Raw genomic sequence first — 18,147 nt, 5'->3', positions numbered from 1 at the left:
GGGACGGCGGCGGCGGTCAGGAAGGCGTGCCCGCCGACTCCAGCAGTCGGGTCACGTCGGCCGAGCAGATGGTCAGGGCCGCGCCGACCGTGGCCAGGGTGTCGCGTTCGGCGGGGGTGTAGGGCCCGTCGGCCAGGGCGATGCGGGCGCCCTGGAGGAGGATCGATTCGCGGCCGACGGTGGCGAGGTGCGGGGCCAGCGGGTCCAGCGCCTCGTGCAGCTCTATGGCCAGGCCCGGCACACAGGGCTCGCCGCGGACCCGGCCGGTGTCCGCCTCCAGCGCCTCGACCAGTGCGCCCAGCTGGTCCTCGGTGCAGTCCTCGAAGCCGGCCGCGCGCACCGCGACGGCCGCGGTCTCCAGAGATGTACGGGAGCAGGTGCCGCCCGCGGCGAGGACCGCGAGGGCGACGGTGTGGACGGCGTCGCGGAGCATCGCGGAGAAGCGGGTGGTGGTCGGGTGGTCGAGGACGTCGGTGCCGTAGTAACGGCGGCAGGCCGCGCACTCGACGGTCGGTGCGGACTCGCCGCGCGGCAGTACGGGGATGCCGAGGAGGGTGAAGCGGCGGCGGCCGGTCAGGCGCTGGTAGTTGCGGTCGCCTCCGCAGCCGGGGCAGAAGAACTCGCCGTCGCCGACGGGTGTCCACGCGGTGCGCGTGCCAAGGATGTGCGGCAGCCGGGCAGCTCGGCTGTTTCGTCCCCGTCCAGGCAGCACGTCGCACCTCCGTAACGGCGCGACAGCATCGTCGCGCTGGCGTGATGTTAGCCACATCACCGACGTGGAGTCAGTACCCGGGACGAGACCTTTCCGTGACCTCCACAGATATATGGCCGGTATATGACGGGGCCCCGCCCGCCGTTTTGCGGCGAGCGGGGCCTCAAACCACCGATTCGGCTGGTCAGCGAGCCGCGCGGTTGACGGCGGAGACGACCGCCTTCAGCGAGGCGCGCGTGGTGTTCGCGTCGATTCCGATGCCCCACAGGACCTTGTCGCCGATGGCGCACTCGATGTACGAGGCGGCCTGCGCGGAGGCTCCCTCGCTCATCGTGTGCTCCTGGTAGTCCAGCAGGCGTACGTCGATGCCGACGCCCTGCAGCGCGTGGAAGAACGCCGAGATCGGGCCGTTGCCGGTGCCGACCAGGGTGGTCTCCGCGCCGTCGACCGTGGCGTCCACGGTGAGGGTGTCGATGCCGTCGCGGTCGGTCGTGGTCTGGCCGTTGGCGACCTGGATGCGGCCCCAGGCGTTGTCGGGGTTGGGCAGGTACTCGTCCTGGAAGACGTCCCAGATCGCCTTCGGCGTGATCTCGCCGCCCTCGGCGTCCGTCTTGGCCTGGATGATCTTCGAGAACTCGATCTGCATCCGGCGCGGCAGGTCCAGCTTGTGGTCGTTCTTCAGGACGTACGCGATACCGCCCTTGCCGGACTGCGAGTTGACCCGGATGACCGCCTCGTAGGAGCGGCCGACGTCCTTCGGGTCGATCGGCAGGTACGGGACCGCCCACTCGATGTCGTCGACGGTGACGCCCTTCGCGGCCGCGTCGGCCTCCATGGCGTCGAAGCCCTTCTTGATGGCGTCCTGGTGGGAGCCGGAGAAGGACGTGTAGACCAGGTCGCCCACGTACGGGTGGCGCGGGTGGACCTCCATCTGGTTGGAGTACTCCCACGTACGACGGATCTCGTCGATGTCGGAGAAGTCGATCTGCGGGTCGACGCCCTGGGAGAACAGGTTCATGCCCAGGGTGACCAGGTCGACGTTGCCGGTGCGCTCGCCCTGGCCGAACAGGCAGCCCTCGACGCGGTCGGCGCCGGCCATCACGGCCAGCTCGGCCGCCGCCACCGCCGTACCGCGGTCGTTGTGCGGGTGGACGGACAGGCAGACGTACTCGCGGCGGGAGAGGTTGCGGCCCATCCACTCGAAGCGGTCCGCGTGGGTGGAGGGGGTGGAACGCTCCACCGTGGCGGGCAGGTTGAGGATGATCTCGCGACCGGGACCGGGCTGGTAGGTGTCCATCACCGCCTCGCAGACCTCCAGGGCGAAGTCCAGCTCGGTGTCGGTGAAGATCTCCGGCGAGTACTGGTAGCCGAACTCCGTCTCCGGGCCCAGCAGCTTCTCGGCGTACTCCATCACCAGCCGGGTGCCGTCGACCGCGATCTGCTTGATGTCGTCCTTGGAGCCGCGGAAGACGACGCGGCGGAAGACCGGGGCGGTGGCGTTGTACAGGTGGACGGTGGCCCGCCTGGCGCCCTTCAGGGACTCCACCGTGCGCTCGATCAGGTCCTCGCGGGCCTGCGTCAGCACGGAGATCGTGACGTCGTCCGGGATGGCGCCGGGCTCTTCGATGATCGAGCGTACGAAGTCGAAGTCGGTCTGACCGGAGGCCGGGAAGCCGACCTCGATCTCCTTGTAGCCCATCTTGACCAGCAGGTCGAACATCGCGCGCTTACGGGCGGGCGACATGGGGTCGATCAGCGCCTGGTTGCCGTCGCGCAGGTCGGTGGAGAGCCAGCGGGGGGCGGTGGTGATGCGCCGGTCCGGCCAGGTGCGGTCGGGGATGTCGACCTGCTCGTACCCGCGGTACTTGGCGATCGGCATGGGACTGGGCTGCTGGCGGTTGGCCATGATGGCGTGGGCTCCTCGTGATGTCCGCGGTGTGCGCAGTGTCCGCGACGTCCGCGTGTCCGGAAGGACGGCCGACGGCACCACCAAGCTCCGCGGGGAGGGAGTCGGCCTCTACAGGCCCTCGCCGCGGCAGCTAAGGAGAAGCAGCCCGAAACGCATGATGCTCAGCACCATAGCCGAGCCACGCCGGTCACGCGGGTCCGTATCAGTATGCGGGACCACGGAGGGAACCGGGACAAAAAGTGCCGTATACCACTCCCGGCTGCTCGCCGGGCCTTCTTGGCACCCCGGTTCATCAATCATGGTTGCGGGTGGTGACAGGACCGTCACGCAGTGCGAGTGTGCGGAGCATGACGACCAACGGGGGCTTCGTGCCCGTCTTCTGCACCATCGTGCCGCCCCACGTCCTCGACCGGCTCGCCCAGAACCAGGACCCCGTGCTCGCCGGCCCCGCCCGCCGGACCCTCCAGCGCGACGCCTTCGAGCGCACCCGCCGCGGTCTGACCACGGTCATCGGCGCCCCCACCGTGGCCCCGCGCGCCGGCGCCGAGCCCGGAAAGCCGCAGCGCACCATCTACGACGCCCGGCACGGCACCGACCTGCCGGGCCGCGAGGTGCGCGGCGAGGGCGACGAGCCCGGCCAGGACGCCACCGTGAACCGCGCCTACGCGGGTCTCGGCGCCACCTTCGAGCACTTCCTCAAGGTGTACGGGCGTGACTCCATCGACGCCGCCGGCATGCCGCTGGACGCGACCGTGCACTACGACCGCGAGTACAACAACGCCTTCTGGAACGGCGAGCAGATGGTCTTCGGCGACGGGGACGGGGAGATCTTCCTCGACTTCACCATCCCCCTCGACGTCATCGGCCACGAGCTGTCCCACGGCGTCACCCAGCACACCGCCAACCTGACCTACTACGGCCAGCCCGGCGCCCTCAACGAGTCGGTGTCCGACGTCTTCGGCGCCCTCATCAAGCAGTACTCGCTCGGCCAGAGCGCCGCCGAGGCCGACTGGCTGATCGGCGCCGGCCTGCTCGCCCCGCGCGTGACGGGCGTGGCCCTGCGCTCGATGAAGGCGCCGGGCACGGCGTACGACGACGACGTCCTCGGCAAGGACCCGCAGCCCGCGACGATGGACGACTACGTCCGCACCGGCCGCGACAACGGCGGCGTCCACATCAACTCGGGCATCCCCAACCACGCCTTCTACCTCGCCGCGACCGCCCTCGGCGGGCACGCCTGGGAGCAGGCCGGGCAGGTCTGGTACGACGTGCTGACCGGCGGCGAGCTGGCGCAGGACGCGTCGTTCACGGACTTCGCCACGCTGACCGTGAAGGCCGCACGGGAGCGCTACGGGGACGGGGACGAGCTGGACGCGGTGCGCAAGGCCTGGGAGCAGGTCGGGGTGCGCGCGCTGTAGTTCCGTACTAGACACGGACCCATGCGGATTCAGGTGAGGCGCACAGGAGGCTTCGCGGGCATCGAGCGCCACGCGGAGGTGGACACCGCGGGGCGCCCCGACGCGGCCGAGTGGCACGCCCTGGCGGAGCGGGCGACCGCCGACGGGCGGGGCACGCCGCCGGTCGGGGTGCCGGACGGGTTCAGCTACCAGATCACGGTGGACGGGAAGACCGTGTACGCCGCCGATCCCCGGCTGACGGACGAGCAGCGGAAACTGATCTCGCGGGTACTGAAGGAGGGGGCGTAACGCCGTGCGTGTGCGGGGGCGTTGACTTCGCTCACCGGGTGTACGGATGATCCGCGCATGGCGACGAACCCGGTACCCCGGTTCCCGGACGGCTTCCTGTGGGGCGTGTCGACCTCGGCGCACCAGATCGAGGGCGCGGCCGACCTGCGCGCCCGGTCCGTGTGGGACGACTTCACGGACCGGCCGGGCCGGGTCAAGGACGGCTCGACGGCGGCGGTGGCCTGCGACCACTACCACCGCTACCGCGAGGACGTGGCGCTGCTGGCGGACCTGGGCGTGGACGCCTACCGCTTCTCGGTCTCCTGGCCCCGGGTGGACTCCCCCGGCGGCCTCGACTTCTACGACCGCCTGGTGGACGAGCTGTGCGCGGCCGGCGTGCGGCCGGTGCCGACGCTCTTCCACTGGGACCTGCCGGCCGGTCTGGACTGGCTGGCGCGGGACACGGCGTCCCGGTTCGCGCAGTACGTGTCGGTGGTCGCGGACCGGCTGGGCGACCGGGTCGGCAAGTGGATCACCCTCAACGAGCCCGCCGAGCACACCCTGCTGGGCCACGCCCTCGGCACCCACGCCCCCGGCCGGGAGCTGCTGTTCGACGCCCTGCCGGTGGCCCACCACCAGCTCCTCGCGCACGGTCTGGCGGTACGGGCCCTGCGCGCGTCCGGCGCCACGGACATCGGCATCGCCAACTCGCACGCGCCGACCTGGCCGGCGTCGGAGGAACCGGCCGACCGGGAGGCGGCGGAGTTCTACGACGTCCTGCTGAACCGGCTGTTCTCCGAGCCGCTGCTGACCGGCCGGTACCCGGAGGGCATCGGTGAGCTGATGCCGGGCTCCGCCGGACGGATCGAAGCGGACCTGGAGATCGTCGCCGAGCCGCTGGACTGGTACGGGGTGAACTACTACGCACCGGCGCGGGTGGGCGCCCCGGAGGGCGCGGAAACCGAGTTCGGCGGGGTGCCGCTCCCGGCCGCGCTGCCCTTCTCGGTGCGCGCGATCGAGGGCCGGCCGGTGACGGACTTCGGCTGGCCCGTGGTTCCCGAGGGGCTGACGGAGCTGCTCACCGGCCTGCGCGACCGCTACGGCGACCGGCTCCCGCCCGTGGTCATCACCGAGAACGGCTGCTCCTACGAGGGCCTCGACGACCAGGACCGCATCGCCTACCTCGACGGCCACGTCCGCGCCCTGCACCGGGCGCTGGAGGCGGGCGTGGACGTGCGCGGTTACTTCGTGTGGTCGCTGCTGGACAACTTCGAGTGGGCCGAGGGGTACGCGCGCCGGTTCGGGCTGGTCCACGTGGACTTCGCGACGCTCGAACGCACACCCAAGGCGTCGTACGGCTGGTTCCGTGATCTGGTCCGCGGCGCGCGGCGGGCGCCGGTCGGATAAAAGCCCTCGGCGCTGTCGGCGGGGAGTCGTACGCTGGATGCAGCAGACCACATCCGTCACGCGGCGCACGCCGCAGAGGAGGACGAGCAGGCCTAGAGCGCCGGCCCATGACTCAGACACCCTCAGCTCACACTCCCGCGCAGGGGCAGGCGAGAGCACAGATCTCCGTCCCCGCCCAGCACCCCATGGTGACCGTTCTTGGTTCCGGGGACTCCCTGCTGCGCGTGATCGAGACGGCCTTCCCGGCGGCCGACATACACGTCCGGGGCAACGAGATCAGCGCGGTCGGCGACACCCATGACGTCGCTCTGATCCAGCGCGTGTTCGACGAGATGATGCTGGTGCTCCGCACGGGGCAGCCGATGACGGAGGACGCAGTGGAACGCTCGATCGCCATGCTCAAGGCGAGCGAGAACGGGGAGAGCGACGGCCAGGAGACCCCGGCCCAGGTGCTCACGCAGAACATCCTGTCCTCGCGCGGCCGCACCATCCGCCCCAAGACGCTGAACCAGAAGCGGTACGTCGACGCGATCGACAAGCACACCATCGTCTTCGGCATCGGCCCCGCGGGCACCGGCAAGACCTACCTGGCGATGGCCAAGGCGGTGCAGGCCCTGCAGTCCAAGCAGGTCAACCGCATCATCCTGACCCGCCCGGCGGTCGAGGCCGGCGAGCGGCTCGGCTTCCTGCCGGGCACGCTGTACGAGAAGATCGACCCGTATCTGCGCCCGCTGTACGACGCGCTGCACGACATGCTCGACCCGGACTCGATCCCGCGGCTGATGGCGGCCGGGACGATCGAGGTCGCGCCGCTGGCGTACATGCGCGGCCGGACGCTGAACGACGCCTTCATCATCCTCGACGAGGCGCAGAACACCAGCCCCGAGCAGATGAAGATGTTCCTCACCCGTCTCGGCTTCGACTCGAAGATCGTGATCACGGGTGACGTGACGCAGGTCGACCTGCCCGGCGGGACCAAGTCCGGTCTGCGGCAGGTGCAGGAGATCCTGGAGGGCGTCGAGGACGTCCACTTCTCCCGGCTGACGTCCCACGACGTCGTACGGCACAAGCTGGTGGGCCGTATCGTCGACGCGTACGAGTTGTACGACAGCAGGAACGGCACCGAGAACGGCACCCACAAGGGCGGCCGTGCCCCGAGGAACGGTGCCAAGGCCAAGGGGAAGTAGACCAGCACGACCATGTCGATCGACGTCAACAACGAGTCCGGAACCGAGGTCGACGAGCAGGCGATCCTCGACATCGCCCGCTACGCGCTCGCGCGGATGCGCATCCACCCGCTCTCCGAGCTCTCGGTGATCGTCGTGGACGCCGACGCCATGGAGCAGCTCCACATCCAGTGGATGGACCTGCCCGGCCCCACGGATGTCATGTCCTTCCCGATGGACGAGCTGCGTCCGCCGTCCAAGGACGACGACGAGCCGCCGCAGGGGCTGCTCGGCGACATCGTGCTCTGCCCGGAGGTCGCCGCCAAGCAGGGCACCGAGGCACCGACGCAGCACTCCATGGACGAGGAGCTCCAGCTCCTCACCGTCCACGGGGTGCTGCACCTGCTGGGCTACGACCACGAGGAGCCGGACGAGAAGGCCGAGATGTTCGGCCTCCAGGCCGCCATCGTGGACGGCTGGCGTGCGGAGAAGGGCCTGACCGGCCCGTCCCCCGCCCCGACCGTCTCATGAGCCTCCCCCTCATCGCCGGCGCGGTCGCCCTGGTGGTGATCGCCTGGCTCGCCGCGTGCGCGGAGGCGGGACTCGCGAGGGTCTCCAGCTTCCGCGCCGAGGAGGCGGTACGGTCCGGGCGCCGCGGCAGCGAGAAGCTCGCCAAGGTCGCCGCCGACCCGACGCGCTACCTCAACGTGGCGCTGCTGGTCCGCGTCGCCTGCGAGATGGCCGCCGCCGCGCTGGTCACGTACGCCTGTCTCCAGCAGTTCGACGGCACCGGCGAGGCGCTGGTGATCGCCATCGCGGTGATGGTGCTCGTCTCGTACGTCGCCGTCGGGGTCTCCCCGCGCACCATCGGGCGCCAGCACCCGCTGAACACGGCGACGGTCGCGTCGTACGTGCTGGTGCCGCTGGCCCGGATCATGGGGCCGATCCCGCCGCTGCTGATCCTCATCGGCAACGCGCTCACGCCCGGCAAGGGCTTCCGCCGCGGTCCCTTCGCCTCCGAGGCGGAGCTGCGTGCGCTGGTCGACCTCGCCGAGAAGGAGTCCCTGATCGAGGCCGAGGAGCGCCGCATGGTGCACTCGGTGTTCGAGCTCGGGGACACGCTGGTGCGGGAGGTCATGGTCCCGCGGACCGACCTCGTGGTCATCGAGCGCTACAAGACCATCCGCCAGGCGCTGACCCTCGCCCTGCGCTCCGGTTTCTCGCGGATACCGGTCACCGGGGACAGCGAGGACGACATCGTCGGGATCGTGTACCTGAAGGACCTGGTCCGCCGGACGCACATCAGCCGGGAGGCGGAGGGCGACCTCGTCTCCACGGCGATGCGGCCGGCGTTCTTCGTGCCCGACACCAAGAACGCCGGTGACCTGCTGCGCGAGATGCAGAAGGAGCGCAACCACGTCGCCGTCGTCGTCGACGAGTACGGCGGCACGGCCGGCATCGTCACCATCGAGGACATCCTGGAGGAGATCGTCGGCGAGATCACCGACGAGTACGACCGGGAGCTCCCGCCCGTCGAGGAGCTGGGCGAGGACCGCTTCCGGGTCACCGCGCGGCTCGACATCGGCGACCTGGGCGAGCTGTACGGCCTGGAGGAGTTCGACGACGAGGACGTGGAGACGGTCGGCGGTCTGCTGGCGAAGGCTCTGGGCCGGGTGCCGATCGCCGGTGCCTCGTCGATGGTGGAGCTGCCCGACGGCCGCGAGCTGCGGCTGACGGCGGAGGCCGCGGCCGGCCGCCGGAACAAGATCGTGACCGTGCTGGTGGAGCCGGTGGGCGCGGTGAAGCGCTCCGAGGAGGCGGCGGCGGAGTGAGTCCCGAGGAGCTGCGCGGGTTCTGTCTTTCCTTCAATGCCGCGGTGGAGGACTTCCCCTTCAATCCGGAGACGTCGGTCTTCAAGGTGCTGGGGAAGATGTTCGCGCTCACCTCGCTGGGCGGGCGCCCGCTCACCGTCAACCTCAAGTGCGACCCCGACGACGCGATCCGGCTGCGCGCCGATCACCCGGGCCTGATCGTCCCCGGCTGGCACATGAACAAACGGCACTGGAACACGGTGACCGTGGACGGCGGACCGGCCGGCGAGCTCCCGGACCGTCTCGTCCGGGAGCTCGTGGAGGACTCGTACGACCTGGTCGTCGCCGGTCTACCGCGTGCCGAGCGGCTCCGCCTCGACCGTCCCTGAGCCCGCCGTCCGGCGGGCGCGCAGCCCCGCACCGACCAGGACGGCCGCCGCCAGCACGATCGCCGTGTCCAGGACCAGCACCGTGCGGACTCCGGACATCAGGTCCGGGGAGGTGGTGGCCAGGACGCCCAGCAGCGGGATGCCGACGGTGAGGCCGACCTGCTGGGTGGAGGTGACCAGGCCGGTGGCCAGGCCCTGCTCCTCGTCGGGGACGCCGGAGGTGACGGTCAGGCCGTAGGAGACGATCGCGCCCAGGTGGCACATGCTGGCCAGCGAGACGGCGGCCGTGGCGAGCCAGACCGACGCGCCGCCCTCGCCGAGCCCCAGCAGGGCGGCGCCCAGCAGACCCTGCCCGGCGAGCGCCCCCGCCAGGGTGCGGCGGGCGCCGAAGCGGCCGATGACGCGGGGGGCGTACGAACCGGCCACCACCGACAGGACGCCCTGCACGCCGAAGACCAGGCCGGTCTCGAAGGCGGTCAGGTGCAGGACCTCCTGGAGGTAGAGGGTCAGGACGAAGACCACCGTCGACATCATCGAGAAGGTGACGAGGCCGCCCAGGTTGCCCCAGGCCACCGTGCGGCGGCGGAGCATCGGCAGGGAGACCAGCGGGGCCGCGGTGCGGGACTCGACGACCGCGAAGGCGGCCAGGAGCAGCAGGCCCGCGACGAGGGTGACGAGGACGTCGGTGCGGGCGAAGCCGTGTTCGGCGGCCGTCGACAGGGCGTAGATCAGGGACAGCAGGCCGCCGGTGACGGTGACGGCGCCGGGGACGTCCAGGCGGGGACCCTCGGAGGTGCGGGACTCGGGGAGCAGGCCGGGGGCGAGCGGCAGCACGATCAGGGCGAACAGGGCGAGCAGGCCCATCGTCGAACGCCAGCCCAGCAGGTCGGTCAGCACCCCGCCGGCCACCATGCCCACGGTGAAGCCGAGCGAGAGCAGCGTGCCGGAGATGCCGAGGGCGCGGTCGCGGGCCGGCCCCTCCGGGAAGGTCGTCGTCAGCAGGGACATGCCGGTCGGGACGATGGCCGCCGCGCCGAGGCCCTGCAGGGCGCGTCCGGCGAGGAAGGAGGCCGGGTCCCAGGCGAAGGTCGCCAGCAGCGAGGCGGCGCCGAAGAGCGCGAGGCCGGTGAGGAACAGCCGGCGGCGCCCGTACAGGTCGCCGATGCGGCCGAAGAGCAGCAGGAACCCGCCGGACGGCAGCGCGAACGCGGTGACCGCCCACTGGAGGGCGGACGGGCTCATGCCGAGGTCCGCGCCGAGCACGGGCAGGGCCACGTTCAGGACGGAGAAGTCGAGCGAGACCATGAACTGGGCCGCGCACAGCACGAACAGGACGAGCCGGTCGCGGGGCGCGAGCCGGGGAGCGGCGGGCTTCGCCACGGAGGTCGGGGAGGTGTCGATCGCCATGGTCAAGAGCCTGCGGGCGCCGGAATAGCCTTGGGGAGCGGCAAGTTGTCCTGGTGGTGGCACCACCAGGAGTGGCTACGGGGGGAGTACGTACGTGCCGGACGTGATCGTGAGGGCCCGCGCGGCGGGCCGGGATCGGCGCCGTAGTGAGCTGCGGGAGTTTCTGATGAGCCGGCGGGCCCGGGTCTCCCCGGCCGAGGTCGGGCTGCCGGACGGCGGGGCGCGGCGCCGGACGCCGGGGCTGCGCCGCGAGGAGGTGGCCGTACTCGCCGGGGTGGGTGCCTCCTGGTACCAGTGGCTGGAGCAGGGCCGCGACATCTCCGTCTCCCCGCAGGTGCTGGACGCGGTGGCCCGGGTGCTGCGGCTGAGCAACGCCGAGCGCCGCCATCTGTACGTGCTGGCGGGTCTGAACCCGCCGGCGGCCGAGGTGGAGCCGGCCAAGCGGGACATGTGCGAGGGGCTGCGGCGGCTGATCGACACGTGGATGCCGTATCCGGCGCACATCATGGACCGGTACTACAACTGCGTGATGTACAACGACGCGGCGGCGACGGTGCTCGGCATGCGGCCCGGGACCACGTGGAACTGCATCGTCGACTTCTTCACCGACCCGCTGTACCGCTCGCGCAGCCGCAGCTGGGAGCAGAACGCCCGCACGGTCGTCGCCCAGTTCCGTGCCGCCTGCGCGGCCCACCCCGAGGACGAGGGATTCCAGCAGGTGCTGGCGGAACTGAAGGCGGTCGGCGGCGAATTCGCGACGCTGTGGGAGGAACGGGACATCGAGGACGCCGGGCAGATCCGCAAGGAGCTGGACCATCCGCTGGTCGGGCTGCTCAGCCTGGAGTCGACGGCGTTGCAGGTGCCCGCGCGGCCCGATCTGACGATCGTGCTGCACACACCGCTGGACGAGGCGAACAGCGCGGCGAAGCTGGAGTGGCTGGCGTCGCCGGAGGGCCGGCGCGGGGCGATGTACCCGGTGGCGGGGTGACCGGTCCGGCGCCCGGCGCGGCTACGTATGCTCGCCTCATGACCGAGACTCCCGCCCTCGACCCCGAGGACCGCAAGATCGTCACCCTGGCCCGCTCGGCCCGGGCCCGCAACGGCGTCCCCGAGGGCGCCGCCGTCCGCGACGAGACCGGCCGCACGTACGTCGCCGGCACGGTCGCCCTGGACTCCCTGCAGCTCAGCGCCCTGCGTACGGCGGTGGCGATGGCGGTGGCGTCCGGCGCGACGTCGCTGGAGGCGGCGGCCGTGGTGACCGCCGCGGAGTCGGTGGCGGACGAGGACCGGGCGGCGGTCCGGGACCTGGGCGGGGCCGGGACGCCCGTGCTGCTCGCCGGGCCGGACGGCACGGTCCGTGACACGGTGAGCGCGGGCTGACCGTGCCCGGCCCCGTGGACGGACGTGGTGCGTCGGGGCTCCGGGGATCAGGGACAATGGGCGCCATGAGCGTTCGTACCCAGTCATCCGAAGAGCCGGCCGAGGCTGTCCACCGGGCCGGCTTCGCCTGCTTCGTGGGCCGCCCCAACGCGGGCAAGTCCACCCTCACGAACGCTCTGGTCGGGCAGAAAGTGGCGATCACCTCGAACCGTCCGCAGACGACCCGGCACACCGTGCGGGGCATCGTGCACCGCGAGGAGGCCCAGCTGATCCTGGTGGACACCCCGGGTCTGCACAAGCCGCGCACGCTGCTGGGCGAGCGGCTGAACGACGTCGTGCGCACGACGTGGGCCGAGGTGGACGTCATCGGTTTCTGTCTGCCGGCCAACGAGAAGCTGGGCCCCGGTGACCGCTTCATCGCCAAGGAGCTGGCGGGGATCCGCAAGACGCCGAAGGTCGCGATCGTCACGAAGACCGACCTGGTGGACGGCAAGACCCTGGCCGAGCAGCTGATCGCGATCGACCGGCTCGGTGAGGAACTGGGCATCACCTGGGCGGAGATCGTCCCGGTGTCGGCCACGGCGAACAAGCAGGTGGACCTGCTCGCCGACCTGCTGACCCCGCTGCTGCCCGAGGGCCCCGCGCTCTATCCCGAGGGCGATCTGACCGACGAGCCCGAGCAGGTCATGGTCGCCGAGCTGATCCGCGAGGCCGCGCTGGAGGGCGTGCGGGACGAGCTGCCGCACTCCATCGCGGTGGTCGTGGAGGAGATGCTCCCGCGCGAGGACCGCCCCGCCGACAAGCCACTGCTGGACATCCACGCCAACGTTTTCATCGAGCGCCCGAGCCAGAAGGGCATCATCATCGGCCCCAAGGGCAAGCGCCTGAAGGACGTCGGCATCAAGTCGCGCAAGCAGATCGAGGCACTGCTCGGTACTCCGGTCTTCCTGGACCTGCACGTGAAGGTCGCCAAGGACTGGCAGCGCGACCCCAAGCAGCTGCGGCGCCTCGGCTTCTGAGCAGCTGACCGCCTCCGGCCACGGCACCACCGGCTCTACGCGGCCCGCCCAACACGCCGGCCACGCGGCGGTAGCCGCACATCGACACAGCCTGGACCTGCACGTGAAGGTCGCCAAGGACCGGCAGCGCGACCCCAAGCAGCTGCGGCGCCTCGGCTTCTGAGCAGCTGACCGCGTCCGGCCACGGCACCGCCGGCTCTACGCGGCCCCGCCCAGCACTTCTGAGGCTGACCCGCGGCGCGTCCGGTCAGGCCGGGGGGCGGAAGCCGATGGTCGGGACCGCGCGGCGGCGGGGCCATGGGGCGAGGGGGGCGTCGGGGACCAGGTCCGCCAGGAACGCGTACCGGCGCAGGGCCGTCGGGTCCTGGCCCTCGACCGACTGGACCTTGCGCCACCAGGTCGCGATCTCGGACCAGCCGGGCGCCGACAGGGAGCCGCCGAACTCCTGGACGGAGAGAGCGGCGGTGAGGCCGGCGAAGGCGAGGCGGTCCGCCAGGGGCCAGCCGGCCAGGGTGCCGGTGACGAAGCCGGCGACGAAGACGTCCCCCGCGCCGGTCGGGTCCAGGGCCTCCACCTCGATGGCCGGGACCTCGGCGCTCTCACCCGTGCGCCGGTCCACCGCGTACGCGCCGTCCGCGCCGAGGGTGACCACCGCGAGCGGCACGTGCTCGGTCAGGGCGTGCGCGGCGGCGCGGGGGCAGGTGGCGCCGGTGTAGCGCATGGCCTCCTCCGCGTTCGGCAGGAAGGCCTCGCAGTGCGCGAGGTCGGGCAGCCCCGCCAGGTCCCACGCCCCGGTGTCGTCCCAGCCGACGTCGGCGAAGACGCGGGTGCCGCGCGCGGCGGCCCGGGCGATCCAGGGGGCGCTGACGCCGGGCGTGAGGGAGGCGACGGCGGCACGCGCGCGGGGCGGGCAGTCGGGGGACATCTCCTCGGGCGGCGGCTCGTGGCCGTGGGAGACCATCGTGCGCTCCCCCTCGTACGCCATCGAGACCGTCACCGGCGAGTGCCAGCCGGGGACGGTGCGCGAGGGGGTCAGGTCGATGCCCTCGCCCTGCGCGAGCGCGTCCCAGCAGTAGTCGCCGTAGTGGTCGTCGCCGAAGGCCGCGGCCAGCGAGGTGCGCAGGCCGAGGCGGGCCAGCGCGGTCGCCATGTTCGCGACGCCGCCCGGGCTCGACCCCATCCCGCGTGCCCAGGACTCGGTCCCGCGCACCGGGGCGGAGTCGAGCCCGGTGAAGACGACGTCGAGGAAGACGGTGCCGGTCAGATACACGTCCCAGGGCGGGTCCTGCGGCCTGCGCAGGGCGGCGAGGGGATCGACCTGGTGGTGGCGGTGCGATCCCTCGTCCGGGACGTGGCGGTGCGTCCTCTCGTCGGCCGGCATGGCGGGCATGGCGGGCACGTCGGACGCGGTGGACACGGTGGACGCTGTCACGGTGCGCTCCCTGGCATGGTGCGGATCAGGCCAGTGTGCACCACGCCACTGACAACCCGGGGGCGTTCGCGCCGGTGGCGTCAGGCCGTGGCCGGTCCCGGCCGCGCGCTCCGGGCGGCGCCCGGTGCGGTCGTGGGCGAGGTCTCCGGCGCCGGGGCCGCCGACGCCCTGTCCGGCCGGGCGCGGACCCGGTCGTTGCGTCCGCCGCCGCGCACCAGCAGCACGCTCAGCGCGGCCAGGAAACCGACGCAGGTCAGCCCGACCAGGCCGCCCTTGGTCGAGCCCGTCGTGTCCTCGATGATACCGAAGGCGGTGGGGGCGACGAACCCGCCCAGATTGCCGATGGAGTTGATCAGGGCGATGCCGGGGGCCGCGGCGCGGGCGTCGAGATAGCTCTGCGGGATCGTCCAGAAGATCGGAGAGGCGGGCTTGAAGCCCATCGCGGCCAGGCACAGCGCGCCGAGCCCGACCCACGGCGAGACGAACACGGCCAGCAGGGTGCCGCAGCCGCCGAGCAGGAGCAGGACCACCAGCACGGGCCGGCGTTTGCCGATGCGGTCCGAGACCCGGCCGCTGACGAACAGGGCGACCAGCGCGCACAGCCAGGGCACGGCGGTCAGCAGCCCCACCTGGAAGTCGTTCACCCCGCCGATGTCGTCCACGATCGACGGCAGCCAGAAGGTCACCGCGTACAGGGCGACGTTGATGGCGAAGTAGATCCACAGGAAGAGGAGCATCTGCGGGTCGGCGAGCAGCTTCCAGCGGGAGACCTTGGCCGCCTTCTCCCCGCGCCGCACGTCCCGCGCGTCCTGTTCGGCGTCGATGGCCGCGACCAGGCCGGTCTTCTCCTCGTCGGTCAGCCAGGTCGCCTGCTCGATGCCGGAGTCGAGGAAGCGGTAGACGACGAAGCCGAGGACGACGGAGAAGATGCCCTCGATGAAGAACATCCACTGCCAGCCGGCGTGGCCCCAGATCCCGTGCATCTCCATCAGCGCGCCCGAGATCGGGCCGACGATGACGGTGGCGGTGCCGGAGCCCATCAGGAAGACGGAGGTGGCGCGGCCCCGGTGGGAGTCGGGGAGCCAGCGGCTGAAGTAGTAGATGACGGCCGGGAAGAAGCCGGCCTCGGCGACGCCGAGCAGGAAACGCAGGGCGTAGAACATCTCCACGCTGTTGACGAAGGCCATCGCGGTGGCGACGACGCCCCAGCTGATCATGATGCGGGTGAGCCACACCTTGGCCCCGAACCGCTCCATGAGGATGTTGGAGGGGACTTCGAAGATGGCGTACGCGATGAAGAAGACGCCCGCGCCGAGCCCGAACGCGGCGGCCGACATGCCCACGTCGGCACGGAGTTCGTCCTGGGCGAAGCCCAGATTGACGCGGTCCATGTAGTTCGCCACGAACATGACGAAGAAGAGGGGGACCACGCGGCGGAAGATCTTGCGGACGGCGGACTGTACTGCGGGGGAATACACCTCGGGAGTTGCTGCTGCGGACACGAGCGGCTCCGGTCGTGGCAGGGGTGGGGGAAGGGGGACCAGGGGGACGGTTCACCAACGGGGGACGGACGGGGTGACCCACTCCGGGTCGGCGACGCGCATCGCCGCCGCGTCGTCGCGGTCCTTGTACGTGCCGTCGTCGTCGAGCCAGCGCCGGTGGAGGAACGCCAACTGGTCGCGGTCGAGTTCGACGCCGAGGCCGGGGGCGTCGGAGACGGTGACCTTGCCGCCGTCGAAGGTGAGCCGTTCGGTGAGCACGTCCTCGGACTGCCAGGGGTAGTGGGAGTCGCAGGCGTGGTGGAGGTTCGGCACGGTGGCCGCCACGTGGGTCATGGCGGCGAGGCTGATGCCGAGGTGGGTGTTGGAGTGCATGGACACCCCGACGCCGAAGGTGCGGCACACGGCGGCCAGTTGCTGGGTGTTGCGCAGCCCGCCCCAGTAGTGGTGGTCGGAGAGCACGACCTGGACGGCGCCCTTGGTGAACGCCTCCTGGATCTCGGCGAACGTCGTCACGCACATGTTGGTGGCGAGGGGCACGCCGGTCTTCGCGGCGACCTCGGCCATGGCCGGGGTGCCGAGCGCGGGGTCCTCCAGGTACTCCAGGACGTCCCCGAGTTCCGCGGCGACCTTCAGCGAGGTCTCCACGGACCAGGCGCCGTTGGGGTCCAGGCGCAGGGGGTGTCCGGGGAAGGCCTCGGCGAGGGCCCTGATCGCGGCGATCTCCTCCTCGGGCGGGAAGACGCCGCCCTTGAGCTTGAAGGAGGTGAAGCCGTACCGCTCGGTGAAGGTGCGGGCCTGCTCGACGACGCCGGCCGGGTCGACGGCGGCGCCCCAGTCGTCCTTCTCGCTCGCCACGCCCGCCGGGTGGTCGGCCCACTTGTAGAAGAGGTACGCGCTGTACTCCACGGCGTCGCGCACCTTGCCGCCCAGCAGCGCGTGCACGGGCAGGCCGAGCGCCTTGCCGAGGGCGTCGAGGCAGGCGACCTCGAAGCCGGAGACGACGGACAGGCGCAGCTTGTCGGCGGTCTGGACGCCGCGCAGCCCGCCGACGTCGACCTGGCCGGAGACCCGGGAGGAGTCGACGGCGACCTCGTCGGCGGTGGTGAACAGACCGTTCAGGTCCGAGACCTGACGGCCGACCAGCTTGTCGGCGAAGGGGCGGGCCAGCTCCAGGTACTTGGCGTCGCCGTAGGTCTCGCCGACCCCCGTGATGCCGTCGGCGGTCTCGACCTCGACGATCAGGCGGGGGGTGTACGGCTGGTGGACGCCCTGCGTGTTGAGCAGGGGCGGGTCGGCGACCAGGATCGGCGTCAGGTGGACGGCCGTGATGGTGAGGTCGCGGGTCACAGGGCGGCTCCTACGAGGTCGAGTCCGGCGGTGAGCAGGGTCTTGAGGGCGGCGAGGTCGGCGGGCGACGGCTCGGTGAGGGGGGCGCGGACGGGGCCGACGGGGCAGCCGCGCAGCCGGGCCGCCGCCTTCACCAGGGACACGGCGTATCCGGGGACGCGGTCACGCAGTTCGACGAGGGGGACGTAGAAGTCGCGCAGCAGCTTGTCGGCGGTGCCGCTGTCGCCCTCCTGCAGTGCGGCGAGGAAGGCGTTCGCGATCTCGGGGGCGAAGGCGTGCACGGCGGAGGAGTAGGCGGGGACGCCGACGGCGGCGTAGGCGCGGGCCTGGACCTCGGCGGTGGCGGCGCCGTTGAAGAAGAGGAAGTCCTCGGGGGCGGCGAGGACGAGGCGCTGGAGACGGTCCAGGTCGCTGTGGCCGTCCTTGAGGCCGATCACGCCGGGGACGCGGGCGATGCGCCGGAGGGAATCGGCGGTGTAGGCGACCTGGCCGCGCTGGTAGGCGATCAGCGGCAGCCGGGTGCCGGCGGCGATCCGCTCCAGCTGGGCGACGAGGCCCTCCTGCGGGGCGGCGGTGAGGTAGTGCGGCATGACGAGGAGGGCGTCGGCGCCGGCGTCCTCGGCGATGCGCGCGAACCGCAGGGCCTGCGCCCAGCCGTAGCCGGTCCCGGCGACGACGGGCACGCGTCCGGCGGTCTCCTCGACGGCGATGGTGACGACCTGCCGGTACTCGTCCTCGTCCAGGGAGAAGAACTCGCCGGTGCCGCAGGCGGGGAAGAGGGCGCCGGGCCGGGCGGCGAGGCGGTCGGCGACGTAGGCGCGGTAGCCGTCGGGGTCGAGGGAGCCGTCGTCGTGGAAGCTGGTCAGAGGGAAGGACAGCACGCTCGTCGCCATCCCCTCCCGCAGCCGTCGGACCAGGTCCGTCCGGGCGGCGTCCGCGGGGGAACCCGTACTCATCATCCGTCCATCTCCGTATGTAGAC

The 18,147-nt window shown here is 71.7% G+C and carries 17 protein-coding genes; 10 read left to right on the top strand and 7 right to left on the bottom strand.

Features of this window, described 5'->3' with window-relative positions; translation table 11 throughout:
* Positions 1-16: 16 nt before the first annotated feature.
* Both ACIGO6_RS02465 and leuA read right to left on the bottom strand, forming a co-directional pair.
* Positions 17-712 carry a TerB family tellurite resistance protein gene (locus tag ACIGO6_RS02465; protein WP_399870152.1) on the bottom strand — a complete coding sequence of 232 codons (696 nt, stop codon included), beginning with the start codon at positions 710-712 and terminating at the stop codon, positions 17-19.
* A 184-nt stretch (positions 713-896) separates the two neighbouring features.
* Positions 897-2,618, bottom strand: coding sequence for a 2-isopropylmalate synthase (gene leuA / locus ACIGO6_RS02460; protein WP_399870150.1), 1,722 nt, complete (start codon positions 2,616-2,618; stop codon positions 897-899).
* A gap of 350 nt (positions 2,619-2,968) precedes the next feature.
* Here leuA and ACIGO6_RS02455 point away from each other — a divergent pair, with 350 nt between their 5' ends.
* The 7 genes from ACIGO6_RS02455 to ACIGO6_RS02425 all read left to right on the top strand — a co-directional run bounded on the left by ACIGO6_RS02455 (position 2,969) and on the right by ACIGO6_RS02425 (position 9,079).
* Positions 2,969-4,039 (top strand): M4 family metallopeptidase, encoded by a 1,071-nt coding sequence (locus tag ACIGO6_RS02455; RefSeq protein WP_399870148.1) that lies wholly within the window; start codon positions 2,969-2,971, stop codon positions 4,037-4,039.
* 21 nt (positions 4,040-4,060) lie between these two features.
* Positions 4,061-4,327 carry a protealysin inhibitor emfourin gene (locus ACIGO6_RS02450; protein WP_399870146.1) on the top strand — a complete coding sequence of 89 codons (267 nt, stop codon included), beginning with the start codon at positions 4,061-4,063 and terminating at the stop codon, positions 4,325-4,327.
* 57 nt (positions 4,328-4,384) lie between these two features.
* A complete protein-coding gene (locus tag ACIGO6_RS02445) occupies positions 4,385-5,713 on the top strand; it encodes a GH1 family beta-glucosidase (protein ID WP_399870144.1) in 1,329 nt (442 codons plus the stop codon).
* Positions 5,714-5,820: 107 nt separating this feature from the next.
* A complete protein-coding gene (locus tag ACIGO6_RS02440) occupies positions 5,821-6,900 on the top strand; it encodes a PhoH family protein (RefSeq protein ID WP_399870142.1) in 1,080 nt (359 codons plus the stop codon).
* A gap of 12 nt (positions 6,901-6,912) precedes the next feature.
* Complete coding sequence (ybeY, locus tag ACIGO6_RS02435) at positions 6,913-7,410, top strand: rRNA maturation RNase YbeY (protein WP_067244387.1); 498 nt, start codon at positions 6,913-6,915, stop codon at positions 7,408-7,410.
* Entirely contained in the window at positions 7,407-8,711 is a 1,305-nt protein-coding gene (locus ACIGO6_RS02430) for a hemolysin family protein (RefSeq protein ID WP_399870140.1), read from the top strand. The genes ybeY and ACIGO6_RS02430 overlap by 4 nt, the downstream gene beginning before the upstream one ends.
* Entirely contained in the window at positions 8,708-9,079 is a 372-nt protein-coding gene (locus tag ACIGO6_RS02425) for an MmcQ/YjbR family DNA-binding protein (RefSeq protein ID WP_399870139.1), read from the top strand. Before ACIGO6_RS02430 ends, ACIGO6_RS02425 begins: the two co-directional genes overlap by 4 nt.
* Here the strand turns inward: ACIGO6_RS02425 and ACIGO6_RS02420 are convergent.
* Entirely contained in the window at positions 9,041-10,486 is a 1,446-nt protein-coding gene (locus ACIGO6_RS02420; RefSeq protein WP_399870137.1) for an MFS transporter, read from the bottom strand. The genes ACIGO6_RS02425 and ACIGO6_RS02420 overlap by 39 nt on opposite strands.
* Positions 10,487-10,580: 94 nt before the next feature.
* Between ACIGO6_RS02420 and ACIGO6_RS02415 the strand changes: the two genes are divergently transcribed.
* The 3 genes from ACIGO6_RS02415 to era all read left to right on the top strand — a co-directional run bounded on the left by ACIGO6_RS02415 (position 10,581) and on the right by era (position 12,885).
* Entirely contained in the window at positions 10,581-11,474 is an 894-nt protein-coding gene (locus ACIGO6_RS02415; RefSeq protein ID WP_399870136.1) for a helix-turn-helix transcriptional regulator, read from the top strand.
* Positions 11,475-11,512: 38 nt separating this feature from the next.
* Complete coding sequence (locus ACIGO6_RS02410; protein WP_399870135.1) at positions 11,513-11,866, top strand: cytidine deaminase; 354 nt, start codon at positions 11,513-11,515, stop codon at positions 11,864-11,866.
* 65 nt (positions 11,867-11,931) lie between these two features.
* Positions 11,932-12,885, top strand: a complete 954-nt coding sequence (gene era / locus ACIGO6_RS02405; RefSeq protein ID WP_399870133.1) for a GTPase Era — start codon at positions 11,932-11,934, stop codon at positions 12,883-12,885.
* Positions 12,886-13,132: 247 nt separating this feature from the next.
* On the opposite strand, the gene ACIGO6_RS02400 is transcribed toward era, so the two are convergent.
* The 4 genes from ACIGO6_RS02400 to ACIGO6_RS02385 form a co-directional block, all read right to left on the bottom strand.
* Positions 13,133-14,266, bottom strand: a complete 1,134-nt coding sequence (locus tag ACIGO6_RS02400; RefSeq protein ID WP_399871574.1) for a carbohydrate kinase family protein — start codon at positions 14,264-14,266, stop codon at positions 13,133-13,135.
* Between the two features lie 131 nt (positions 14,267-14,397).
* Positions 14,398-15,795, bottom strand: coding sequence for an MFS transporter (locus tag ACIGO6_RS02395; RefSeq protein WP_399871572.1), 1,398 nt, complete (start codon positions 15,793-15,795; stop codon positions 14,398-14,400).
* Between the two features lie 75 nt (positions 15,796-15,870).
* Positions 15,871-17,166: a glucarate dehydratase family protein gene (locus tag ACIGO6_RS02390; RefSeq protein ID WP_399870131.1), complete on the bottom strand. Its 1,296-nt coding sequence runs from the start codon at positions 17,164-17,166 to the stop codon at positions 15,871-15,873.
* Positions 17,163-18,122 (bottom strand): 5-dehydro-4-deoxyglucarate dehydratase, encoded by a 960-nt coding sequence (locus ACIGO6_RS02385; RefSeq protein WP_399870129.1) that lies wholly within the window; start codon positions 18,120-18,122, stop codon positions 17,163-17,165. Before ACIGO6_RS02385 ends, ACIGO6_RS02390 begins: the two co-directional genes overlap by 4 nt.
* Positions 18,123-18,147 lie beyond the last annotated feature (25 nt).

Source organism: Streptomyces sp. NPDC053750, from assembly GCF_044544295.1.
In the GTDB taxonomy this organism is placed as follows: domain Bacteria; phylum Actinomycetota; class Actinomycetes; order Streptomycetales; family Streptomycetaceae; genus Streptomyces.
Note: the sequence above shows the minus strand (reverse complement) of the source record. Positions and strands in the feature narration are given on the sequence as shown.

Bases quoted from the DNA above. Each gene is read 5' to 3' on its own strand.
- ACIGO6_RS02440 (WP_399870142.1), top strand. From the start codon at position 5,821: ATGACTCAGACACCCTCAGCTCACACTCCCGCGCAGGGGCAGGCGAGA.
- ACIGO6_RS02445 (WP_399870144.1), top strand. From the start codon at position 4,385: ATGGCGACGAACCCGGTACCCCGGTTCCCGGACGGCTTCCTGTGGGGC.
- era (WP_399870133.1), top strand. From the start codon at position 11,932: ATGAGCGTTCGTACCCAGTCATCCGAAGAGCCGGCCGAGGCTGTCCAC.
- ACIGO6_RS02450 (WP_399870146.1), top strand. From the start codon at position 4,061: ATGCGGATTCAGGTGAGGCGCACAGGAGGCTTCGCGGGCATCGAGCGC.
- ACIGO6_RS02400 (WP_399871574.1), bottom strand. From the start codon at position 14,266: ATGCCGGCCGACGAGAGGACGCACCGCCACGTCCCGGACGAGGGATCG.
- ACIGO6_RS02455 (WP_399870148.1), top strand. From the start codon at position 2,969: ATGACGACCAACGGGGGCTTCGTGCCCGTCTTCTGCACCATCGTGCCG.
- leuA (WP_399870150.1), bottom strand. From the start codon at position 2,618: ATGGCCAACCGCCAGCAGCCCAGTCCCATGCCGATCGCCAAGTACCGC.
- ACIGO6_RS02385 (WP_399870129.1), bottom strand. From the start codon at position 18,122: ATGAGTACGGGTTCCCCCGCGGACGCCGCCCGGACGGACCTGGTCCGA.
- ACIGO6_RS02410 (WP_399870135.1), top strand. From the start codon at position 11,513: ATGACCGAGACTCCCGCCCTCGACCCCGAGGACCGCAAGATCGTCACC.
- ACIGO6_RS02420 (WP_399870137.1), bottom strand. From the start codon at position 10,486: ATGGCGATCGACACCTCCCCGACCTCCGTGGCGAAGCCCGCCGCTCCC.
- ybeY (WP_067244387.1), top strand. From the start codon at position 6,913: ATGTCGATCGACGTCAACAACGAGTCCGGAACCGAGGTCGACGAGCAG.
- ACIGO6_RS02430 (WP_399870140.1), top strand. From the start codon at position 7,407: ATGAGCCTCCCCCTCATCGCCGGCGCGGTCGCCCTGGTGGTGATCGCC.